This window comes from Methylobacterium sp. J-026 (genome assembly GCF_022829585.1).
Taxonomy (GTDB): domain Bacteria; phylum Pseudomonadota; class Alphaproteobacteria; order Rhizobiales; family Beijerinckiaceae; genus Methylobacterium.
In genome coordinates this window covers 25124-35406 of the sequence record NZ_JAKSYC010000033.1, presented here as the reverse complement: position 1 = coordinate 35406, position 10283 = coordinate 25124, and the positions used below count along the sequence as shown (strand labels likewise).

At 68.4% G+C, this 10283-nt stretch carries 7 protein-coding genes and 4 pseudogenes; 7 read left to right on the top strand and 4 right to left on the bottom strand.

Annotation, left to right across the window (positions count from 1 at the left end):
• The first annotated feature begins 26 nt into the window (after window positions 1-26).
• The 4 genes and pseudogenes from MKK69_RS01475 to MKK69_RS31300 form a co-directional block, all read left to right on the top strand.
• Window positions 27-410, top strand: coding sequence for a response regulator (locus MKK69_RS01475; RefSeq protein ID WP_243964896.1), 384 nt, complete (start codon window positions 27-29; stop codon window positions 408-410).
• Complete coding sequence (locus MKK69_RS01470) at window positions 407-1048, top strand: chemotaxis protein CheX (RefSeq protein WP_243964895.1); 642 nt, start codon at window positions 407-409, stop codon at window positions 1046-1048. Before MKK69_RS01475 ends, MKK69_RS01470 begins: the two co-directional genes overlap by 4 nt.
• A 41-nt stretch (window positions 1049-1089) precedes the next feature.
• Window positions 1090-1890: pseudogene (locus MKK69_RS31305) on the top strand (PAS domain-containing protein); the annotation flags it as partial.
• A gap of 366 nt (window positions 1891-2256) precedes the next feature.
• A pseudogene (locus MKK69_RS31300) lies at window positions 2257-3465 on the top strand (ATP-binding protein); the annotation flags it as partial.
• A 96-nt stretch (window positions 3466-3561) separates the two neighbouring features.
• Here MKK69_RS31300 and MKK69_RS01455 read toward each other — a convergent pair.
• The 4 genes and pseudogenes from MKK69_RS01455 to MKK69_RS01440 form a co-directional block, all read right to left on the bottom strand.
• Window positions 3562-4908, bottom strand: a complete 1347-nt coding sequence (locus MKK69_RS01455) for a hybrid sensor histidine kinase/response regulator (protein ID WP_243964894.1) — start codon at window positions 4906-4908, stop codon at window positions 3562-3564.
• 81 nt (window positions 4909-4989) lie between these two features.
• Window positions 4990-5061, bottom strand: a pseudogene (locus MKK69_RS01450) (histidine kinase dimerization/phospho-acceptor domain-containing protein); the annotation flags it as partial.
• 12 nt (window positions 5062-5073) lie between these two features.
• Entirely contained in the window at window positions 5074-5535 is a 462-nt protein-coding gene (locus MKK69_RS01445; RefSeq protein WP_243964893.1) for a DUF4118 domain-containing protein, read from the bottom strand.
• Between the two features lie 43 nt (window positions 5536-5578).
• A pseudogene (locus tag MKK69_RS01440) lies at window positions 5579-6409 on the bottom strand (transglutaminase-like domain-containing protein).
• A 197-nt stretch (window positions 6410-6606) separates the two neighbouring features.
• On the opposite strand from MKK69_RS01440, the gene MKK69_RS01435 reads away from it, so the two are divergent.
• The 3 genes from MKK69_RS01435 (at window position 6607) to MKK69_RS01425 (ending at window position 10280) form a co-directional block, all read left to right on the top strand.
• Window positions 6607-8580 carry an AI-2E family transporter gene (locus MKK69_RS01435; protein WP_243964936.1) on the top strand — a complete coding sequence of 658 codons (1974 nt, stop codon included), beginning with the start codon at window positions 6607-6609 and terminating at the stop codon, window positions 8578-8580.
• A gap of 66 nt (window positions 8581-8646) precedes the next feature.
• Window positions 8647-8832 (top strand): hypothetical protein, encoded by a 186-nt coding sequence (locus MKK69_RS01430; protein WP_243964891.1) that lies wholly within the window; start codon window positions 8647-8649, stop codon window positions 8830-8832.
• A gap of 182 nt (window positions 8833-9014) precedes the next feature.
• Window positions 9015-10280, top strand: coding sequence for an alpha/beta hydrolase (locus MKK69_RS01425; RefSeq protein WP_243964889.1), 1266 nt, complete (start codon window positions 9015-9017; stop codon window positions 10278-10280).
• The last annotated feature ends 3 nt before the right edge of the window (window positions 10281-10283 follow it).

The window sequence follows — 10283 nt, the reverse complement described above, 5'->3', positions numbered from 1 at the left end:
GAGCGCAACCTCATTAGCATCGCCCCATGACGACAACCGCACTCATCGTCGACGACAGCAAGCTCGCACGCCTCGTCGCCGCCAAGCTCCTGCGCCAAGTCAAGCCGGACTGGGAGGTCGCGGAGGCCGCGAACGCCGATGCGGCGATGGCCGTGGTCCGTGGGCGTCAAGTCGACGTGGCGCTGCTCGACTTCAACATGCCCGGCCGGGACGGCCTCGAACTCGCCGCCGAACTGCGTTCCTTAAGCCCCGGGATGCCCATCGCCGTGGTCTCGGCCAACATCCAGGACGAGATCATCGCGCGGGCCCGCAGCGTGGACGCGACGTTCCTGCCGAAGCCGCTCACCGAGGAGGCGCTCTCCGGCTTCCTGTCCGGCGCCGCGCTTCGGTTGCGTCGGGCCGCGTCGTGACGGCGGCCACGGTCGACCTCACGGAGCTGCAGCGCGACGCCTTCACCGAACTGGTGAACATCGGCGTCAGCAAGGCCGCCGCGAGCCTGCGCGGGATGATCGGCGTCCAGGTCCTCCTGTCGGTGCCGTCGGTCGAGATCGTCTCGCAGGGGCAGGCCGCGCGCATGATCGGGGAGCGCGAGGCGTCCGAGCTCGTCGTGGTGCACCAGGACTTCACCGGCGCCTTCGCCGGCCGGGCCCTGCTGATCTTCCCGCAGGAGAACGGACGCGAACTCGTCCGGGCGGTCGCCGGGGAGGAACTCTCCCCGGAGGAGGTCTCCGAGATGGAGGAGGAGGCCCTGACGGAGACGGGCAACGTCATCCTCAACGGCTGCCTCGCCACGATGGCGAACCTGCTGCAGCGGACGCTGACCATGTCGCTGCCGGAGGTCATGCGGGGAGACGGACAGCGCATCTTCCTGCCGACGGGCGACGTGGGCGGCGACGCGCTCGTACTGTTCCTCTACATCAACTTCTCCGTACGCGAGCGGGACATCCGCGGCTACATCGCCATGCTGATGGACCTGCCGTCCCTTGAAAGCCTGAAGGTGTTGATCGACGACTTCGTCGAGCGCGCCATCGGCGAGACGGAAGCGTGACGGCCATTTCTCCCGAACACCTGGCCCGGGCGACGGCCGAGATGCGTGGCCGCGCCGCCCCCTTCATCGCGGCCCTTGAGGTCAATCGCCAGCCGATGGTGGTGACCGACCCGCGCCTACCCGACAATCCCATCGTGTTCGCGAACCGCGCATTCCTGGAACTGACGGGCTATGCGGCCGGCGAGATACTGGGACGCAACTGCCGTTTCCTGCAGGGCCCCGACACCGAACCGGCGGCCGTCGCCCTCGTCCGGGACGCATTGGCCGAACGGAAGGAACTCCAGGTCCAGCTGCTCAACTACCGCAAGGACGGCGCACCGTTCTGGAACGAGCTCTACCTCAGCCCTGTCTTCGACGGTGCGGGCGAGCTGGTGAACTACTTCGCCTCCCAATTCGACGTCACGTCCACCCGTCGGGGAGAGGCCGCCCAGGAGCGTTTGCCCGCCATCGAACGTCGCCTCGCCGACGCCCAGCGCCAACTGAGGATCACTCTCACGTCCGCAGGCGTCGCAGGCACATGGGATTGGGACATCCCGGGCGGGCGCCTCCACGTCGACGACCGTTTCGCCCTGCTGAACGGGATCGGAAACCAGGCAAGCCCGGACGGAGTCGAGACGAAGGCCTTCTTCACCCGCATCCATCCCCAGGACCGGACGCGGGTACGCCTGGCTGTGACCGGCATCCTCAACGGCGCGGAGGTGTTCGACAGGGAGTACCGCCTGCAGGCTCCGGACGGTGCCGTCCATTGGGTCCATGCCCAGGGACGCTGCGCCTACGACGGCGGCGGCAACCCGATGCGCTTCACCGGCGCGCTGGTGGACGTCACCGAGCAGAAGCGGGTCGAGGAGCGGCTGCGCATCGCCCAGACCGCCGGCCGGATCGGCACGTTCGAGTACGTGCCGGGCTTCGCGACCGTCGAGGTCTCCCCCCAGTTCTGCGCCCTGCTCGGCGTCGTCCCGGCCGCGACGCTGGCCGTCAGCTCGGTCAACGCTCTCCTGGTCGAGGGCGGTCCGTTGCTCGATTCGGCCTTCCGGCAGGCCGGCGAGTTGCCCTATGCCGAGATGCGCGTCCCCGTCGGGGACACGGGGGAGACGCGTTGGCTCGCCCGGCGCGGCGAGGCGGTCAGGGACGACGAAGCCGCCGAGCTGCGCCATGTCGGCGTGATCTACGACGTGACGGCGACCAAGGCGTCCGAGGTTGCCCTCCGCGGGATGAACGACACGCTGGAGGCCCGTGTCCAGGAAGCCATCGCCGAGCGGGAGCAGGCCGAGGAGCAGTTGCGCCAGTCGCAGAAGATGGAGGCGGTCGGGCAATTGACCGGGGGCATCGCGCACGACTTCAACAACCTGCTGACCGGCATCGTCGGATCGCTGGACCTGATGCAGACGCGCATCAACGAGGGCCGGACCGAGAACCTGAGCCGCTACTCGGGCTTGGCCATGGCCTCGGCCCAGCGGGCGGCGGCGCTGACCCACCGCCTCCTCGCCTTTTCGCGGCGGCAGCCCCTGGAGGCGAAGCCGGTCGACGTGAACCGGCTGGTCGGTTCGATGGACGACCTCCTTCGCCGCACTTTGGGCGAGCGCGTCCGCCTGGAGGTGGTCGTAGCCGGCGGCCTGTGGCTGACCCTGTGCGATCCCAACCAGCTTGAGAACGCGATCCTCAACCTCGCCATCAACGCGCGGGACGCGATGCCGGACGGTGGCAGACTGACCATCGAGACGGCGAACAGCTTCCTCGACGACGCCTACGTCGCCCGGGAGATCGGCGTGCGCGCCGGGCAGTATGTCTGCGTCTGTGTCACGGACACAGGGACCGGCATGCCGCCGGACGTGGTTGTCAAGGCCTTCGACCCGTTCTTCACGACGAAACCCATCGGGCAGGGCACGGGGCTCGGCCTGTCTATGATCTACGGCTTCGCCAAGCAGTCCGAGGGCAACGTCAAGATATACTCGGAGGCCAGCGAGGGCACCTCGATCAAGCTCTATCTTCCGCGCTACTACGGGGAGTTCGAGGAGACCGGCGCACCGCGGGGCGAGACGCCGCGCGCCGAGGAAGGCGAGACCGTCCTCGTGGTCGAGGACGACGACACGGTCCGGACCCTCGTCGTGGAGGTGCTGAGGGAACTCGGTTACGCGACGCGGGAGGCGCCGGACGGGCTTGTCGGCCTACGCATGCTGCAATCGGACGTACGGATCGACCTCCTCGTCACGGACGTCGGCCTGCCGGGCCTTAACGGGCGCCAACTCGCCGACCAGGCCCGGGCGACACGACCTGACCTCAAGGTCCTGTTCATGACCGGATACGCCGAGAACGCCGCCTTCGGGGCGGGCCATCTCGAACCCGGCATGCAGATGATCACCAAGCCGTTCCCGGTCGAGGGCCTGGCGACGAAGATCCGTTCCATCATCGAGACCTGACGCCTTGGCTGAAGCGCTCTTATTCGGTTGGTCAACGAATGGCCATCAGTCCGGTCCTGCGGCGTTTCGTCATGGGGGAGCAGGTCGCCACGCCCCTCAATCACGCGCCGTAATCGAAGCCATGGACGCTTCCCCGGCGTCCGTCTGGCGGTTGTCGAGCTTGCGCGACTCGGTGGCGATGTTCAGTAGGCTGGTGTCGCCCTTGCGCAGGATCTGGTCGGCCTCGGACAGGCGGTCGCGCTCAGCCGCCGTGATGTCCCGGGCACTCAGCACCACCACGGGGACCTCGGCGCAGCCGGGCAGGTCCCGGAGCCGGTCGAGGAATGAGAACCCGTCCATCACCGGCATGGTCAGGTCGAGCAGCACGAGGCGCGGCACGCCGTGCCGGATCCGGTCAAGCGCCTCGCTGCCGTCCCCGGCCTCGCAAACGGTCCAGCCATTGCGTTCCAGCACCGTCCGCAGCCGGTGGCGCATATCGGCGTCGTCGTCGACCACGAGCACGTCGCCGTCCGCCGCCCGAAACTGGTCCAGGATCGTGCGGAGCCGGGCCCAGTCCACCGGCTTGGGCACGGCCTCGACCGCACCGAGCGAGGCACTCAGCGCCGCGTCGGCGACGAAGCTGACCATGACCACCGGAATGCCTGCAGTCTCCGGGTCTGCCTTCAGGGCGGCGAGCACCGACCAGCCATCCATCTCGGGCACCATCACGTCGAGCAAGATCGCCCGGGGCTTGAGCGCCTTGGCGAGATCGAGCCCGGTGCGCCCGTCTCCCGCGGTGCGGACGGCGAAGCGTTGACGTTCGAGGAACCGGGTCATCAGCTCGCGCTGGTTGGCCTCGTCGTCGATGACCAGCACGAGGTCGCCCACCGTCACCTGGTTCTCGGGCGCCGCCGGTGCCGCTTCGACAGCCTGCTCGGGGGGCGCCGCCGGGACGCGCAGGGTGAAGCTCGTCCCCTCGCCTTCGACGCTGTCGACGGTGATGTCCCCGCCGAGCAACTGGGCGAAGGCGCGGCTCAGCGCCAGTCCGAGGCCGGTACCGCCATAGTTGCGCGTGGTGCTCTCGTCGGCGTGAGTGAACCGCTCGAACAGGCGCCCAACCTGCTCCGCGTTCATGCCGATGCCGGTGTCCTGCACTGTGAACCGGAGCCGGTCGCCGGCCGGATCCACTTCGCGAGCCGCACTCAGCGTGATGGTGCCGCCCTCGGTGAATTTTGCCGCGTTCGACAGCAGGTTGAACAGGCACTGGCGCAGCTTCACCGCGTCCGTTCGGGCTCGGCCGACGCCATCGGCCACGTCGAGCACGAGGACGTTTCCCTTCTTCCCGACGAGCGCCTCGACGGTGGCGGCCGCGTCCATGACGAAGGCGGCGACGTCGATGTCCTCGGGGTAGAGTTCCATCTTCTCGGCCTCGACCTTGGACAGGTCGAGGACGTCGTTGATCAACCCGAGCAGGTGCTTGGCGTTCGACTTGATCTTCCCGAGATCCTTGAGCAGGCCGTCCTGCCCGAGTTCCTCCGCCTCCTCCTACAGCATCTCGGAGTACCCGATCACCGCCGAGAGCGGGGTCCGGAGCTCGTGGCTCATGTTGGCGAGGAAGCTACTCTTGGCTCAGTTAGCCTCCTCGGCCGCCTCGCACGCGGACTCGGCGTCCCGGCGTGCGTCCTCCAGGGCGGCTTGGCTGGTGCGCAGCCCGGCGTTGGCCGCGTCGAGGCGACGGAGCGTATCCTCGCGCTCGACCATGGTCCGGCGCAGGGCGTCGCAGACGAGGACCATCGCGCCGCCGACGACGACGTATTGCGCGAGCGCGACGACCTGGCCGGTGCTTAAGGTCAGGGTGCCGTCCGACCGGCGAAAGAACCAAGCCGCGGCCAGCAGGGAGACCCCGACGGTGACCGCGCCCGGCCCCCGCCCAAGGGCGAGCGTGACGAGGAAGACGAGCGGCAGATAGAGGAGGAAGGGCGCAACGTCGAGCGGCGCGAGGAAGCGCAGCAGGGTCGCGAGACCGACGGCGGCGAATGGCTGGGCGTAGCGTGCGGCCAGCCCGATGCCGTGGCCGGATATGGCCGCCATGAACCTTCGCACGGATTCCTCCTCCCGGCGCATCTCTGCGCCGTCACATCCCTGCGGGGATCTCGTCGGTATGGACCGTGAACCCGGCCAGGGCGCGGGACCGATGCTCGTGGTGATCGCGCAGTCTGTCGCGTCACGCCCATAGGCCATGACGATGCGGCCGATCCGAGGCCGGTTGTGCCGGGCGTCGAACGTGTATCAGCGCGGTCCCGCCGACCCGTCGAGGTAGACCTCGAACCAAGCGGAGAAGTCCATCGGCGCCGGGTCCTTCGGTACGCCGATGTCGCCGAGGTAGCCGAGGTAGCCGTGGCATGGCGGGCTGGGATGTTCATGCACCGGCACAGCGTGATGGCGAGGTGGGCGAAATCGCGGCAAACTCCGACCTGCTGGCCGTGACCGTCGAAGGCGCTACGGGTGGCGTCGGCCTGCATGTAGTCGAAGCACAGGCGTCCGTGCGCGTAGTCGACGACGGCTTGCACGCGGGACCAGCCCTCGGGCGTGCCGCCGAACAGGTTCCAGGCGGTCTGCGAGAGCTTGTCGGTGTGACAGTAGCGCGAGCCCAGCAGGAACAGCAAGGCCTCGTCCGGCAGGTCCTGAACGGGGATCTGGCGAGCGTTGGGGGCGTGGTCGTCGGGCCGGCCATGATCCTCGATCACGAAGTCCGCTGACATCGCGATTCGCCAGGCCGGCGCGAGGATGCGCGTCGCGACGTTGCCGAAAGGGTCGCGGAACTGCCTAAAGGCCACCGGCGGATCGAAATGACCTCGCGCGAGCGCAAGTCGGGCTGCTTCTCCGGGCGGACCCTGAGCAACAGCGTCATCGGCGTTGAGCCGAACCTGTCGAGGGCGATGGAATAGTCACAACAGATTCGCATGGACGGCCCTCCACTCCCGGAACACCAGTCTAGGCAAGATGTTCGCCAGAAAGCCGTTCCCGGGTGTGCCGCGAACTAGCTGGCACGACCGTGGGCGAACGCCCTATGGGGACCGCCGCGGGACGAAACGGGACCGGTTACGTTATAGGGAGGCACGCCGCTCCTGGGCCGGCGGCGAGGAGTTGTAGCGTATGCCGATGCCGACAGCCGTGACGGATGCCCCGAAGCCTCCTGCCCAGGTGCCGCCCCCGCTCGTGCCTGGCCTGCGCGGCCTGCTGACCCTCGCGGTGGGCGTCGTGCTGATCGCGGCATTGTACTTCGGCCGCGAGGTGTTCATCCCCCTCGTGCTGGCGGTACTCCTCAGCTTCGTCTTGGCCCCGGTGGTCAACCTGCTGCGTCGGATCAAGCTCGGGCGCGTCCCCTCGGTCATCGTGGCGGTGCTGCTCGCGCTCGGCGTGATCGGCGGCATCGGCGCAGTCATCGGCACGCAGGTGGCCGGGCTCGCCGGCAACCTGCCGCAGTACCAAGCCACGGTCTCGAAGAAATTCGCCGGCCTGCAGCAGGGCTGGCTCGGGGAGGCCAATCGGGTCATCGCCAAGTTCAGCCACCAGGTCCACGACGCCACCCAGAAGGCGGACGCCGCCGGCACCACCGCGGCGACCGGCCCGGGCGGCGACACCCCGAAGGCGCAGCTCGTCCGCGTGCAGGAACCCGAGATCTCGCCGCTGGCGCTCGCCGAGAAGGTATTGGGCCCGATCTTCGAGCCGCTGACGACGGTGGGGATCGTCCTTGTGGTGGTGGTGTTCCTGCTCCTTCAGCGGGAGGATCTGCGCAACCGCATGATCCGCCTGTTCGGATCGAGCGACCTGCACCGCACCACCGTGGCGATGGACGACGCGGCCGGTCGCCTCGGGACCTACTTCCTAGCTCAGCTCGGCATGAACGCCGCGTTTGGCGTCATCGTCGGGGTCGGGCTGTGGTTCATCGGCGTGCCCAACCCGCTGCTGTGGGGCGTGTTCTCCGCGCTGATGCGCTTCGTGCCCTACATCGGCGCCTTCATCTCCGGCATCCTTCCGGTCGCGCTGGCGGCGGCCGTCGATCCGGGCTGGAACATGGTCATCGCCACCGCAGCCCTCTTCCTGATCGCCGAGCCGGTGTTCGGGCAGGTGATCGAGCCTCTGCTCTACGGGCACTCCACCGGACTATCGCCCTTCGCCGTGATCGTCTCGACCCTGTTCTGGGGCTTCCTCTGGGGTCCTATCGGGCTGATCCTGGCGACCCCGTTCACGGTCTGCTTGGTCGTGCTTGGCCGCCACGTCGACAGCCTAGAGTTCCTCGACATCCTGCTGGGCGACCGGCCGCCGCTGACGCCGGTGGAGAACTTCTATCAGCGCATGCTCGCCGGCGACCCGGACGAGGCGCGCGACCTCGGCGAGCAGATGCTGAAGGAGCGCTCCTTGTCGTCGTACTACGATGAGGTCGCGTTGAAGGGCCTTCAGCTCGCCGCAAACGACTACGCCCGCGGGGTCGTCACGCCTGCGCAGCTGGAGAACATCCGGGCGTCGTCCCGCTCCCTGGTCGAAGACTTCGAGGACCATCCCGACGTCGAGCCGGCCGGCACGGACGCGACGGTGAACCCGAACGACACCCCGACGCTCGCCGAGCGCGCGCATCCGAAGAACGAGGCGGTACCCGGTCAAGCGCCACCTCGCGAGGCGCTGCCGGAGGCGTGGCGCGGCGAGGCGCCGGTGCTGTGCCTGGCCGGGCGCGGCCCCCTCGACGAGGCCTCCTCGGCGATGCTGGCGCAACTGCTGCGCAAGCACGGGCTCGGGGCGCGCGTGACGGCCTACCAGTCCGCCTCACGTGAAGGCATCGGCGACCTTGACCTGTCGGGCGTGGCGATGGTGTGCATCTCCTACCTCGACATCACCGGCAACCCGTCGCACCTACGCTACCTGCTGGAGCGTCTCCGTAGGAAGTCGCGGGACGTCAAGCTTCTGGTCGGTCTATGGCCGCAGGGCGAGGCGGTCCTGACCGACATGGCGCTCGGCCGGCAGGTCGGTGCCGACGCCTACGTGTCGTCGCTGCGCGGTGCGGTCGAGGCGTGCCTGAGGGAGGCGGGCGCGACGACGGCGGGCGGCGAGACCCCGGCTACGGCGAACGCCGCCTGAAGCCGGAGCCGGCCAACGGCTTGACCGTTGTTCGCGCGTCCTACAGGCAAGCCTCATCCAGCCGCCGTGGAGACATTCTTCGCCCTCGCGATCTCCCTGCTGGCCGCCCCTGCTTTCGCCTCCGGGGGGCCCGATGTCGTTCGCGGCGGCGAAAAACCTTTGACAATCCATAAAGCCGCCCCGGCGCCCGTCGCCCAAGCCGTTCCGACCAAGAAGATCGGCTTCGTCCTCGCCTCGCCATACGGCAACTGAGGCCGGGTCTACGTGCCCGTTGTCGAACGGCAACGCGCATTGATTATCGGGCATCCCGTCCGTTGTCCGCCGTAATCGTCCCATAGGCATCCCGGGCCTGGACGAAGCGTGAACCGTTCATGCATCCAGGTTGTGGTTCGAGGGTTCTGGTGTCTCGACGGTTTGCATGTGTTGGACGGCTTGTGGCCGTCACCGCCGGGGTCGCCGTGCTGTTGGGCCTTGGGGCCTGCGCCGGCCGGCCGACCGGCGTGCTTCTGCCCATCGCCGACGCGGCCCCAGTCGCGGGCACGTCGCGCGTCGCGATGCTGGTCGCCACCACACGCAGGTCCGCGACTGACCGTGGCGTGCTGTTCTCCGGCGAGCGCGGCGAGGCGGTGACTTACACCGACCTCGTGGTCTCGATCCCGCCGGACGCAACCCGCCAGCCCGGTACCGTGCAGTGGCCGGAACGCTTGCCCGGCGATCCCTCCACCGACTTCGTCGCCCTTCGCGCCGAGCCGGTCGACCGCTCGAAGGTTGCGGCCTGGACCGGCAAGGCGGTCAGGGGTCGCGGAAAACGCCACGTCCTGGTGTTCGTCCACGGGTTCAACAACAAGTTCGAGGACGCCGTCTTCAGGTTCGCGCAGATCGTGCACGATTCTGGCGCCGAGGTCGCGCCGGTGCTGTTCACTTGGCCGTCCCGCGGTTCAGTTCTTGCCTATGGCTACGACCGAGAGAGCACCAACTTCTCTCGTAACGGCCTGGAGACGTTGTTGCGAGACCTGACGAAGGACCCAAACGTCGGCGAGGTCACGGTGCTCGCCCATTCCATGGGTAACTGGCTAGCCCTGGAGAGCCTCCGCCAGATGGCCATCCGCGACAAGCGCGTTGCGCCGAAAATCCGGAACGTCATCCTGGCCGCCCCAGATGTCGACATGGACCTCGCACGCGGCGCCTTCCACGATATGGGCAAGGACCGGCCGCGGCTGACACTGATGGTGTCGGGCGACGACCAGGCGTTGGCGGTCTCGCGTCTCGTCTGGGGGAACAGCGTGCGACTGGGAGCCATCAACCCGAACGCCGAGCCGTACAGGTCCGAGCTGGAGCGCGAGAACATCGGCGTCCTCAACCTGACCTCGGTGAAGTCCGACGATGCACTCAATCACGGCAAGTTCGCCTCTGGGGACGTGGTCGCGCTTCTGGGCAAGCGCCTTGCCGACGGGCAGCCGATCTCGGACGGCCAGATTGGCATCGGCGACAGGCTAGTGAGCACGGCCGCCGGGGCCGCATCGACGGTCGCCACCGGTGCCGCACTGGCAGTCGCCGCCCCGGTGGCCCTGATCGACCCGCAGACCCGCGAGACCTACGGCGACCACCTCTCGAACGTCGGAAGCGGTTTCAAGGACACCGTCGGCTCGACGGCCGACCTCGCCGCCGCGCCCTTGCGCGCTGTCACGGGCGGTCGCTGATCA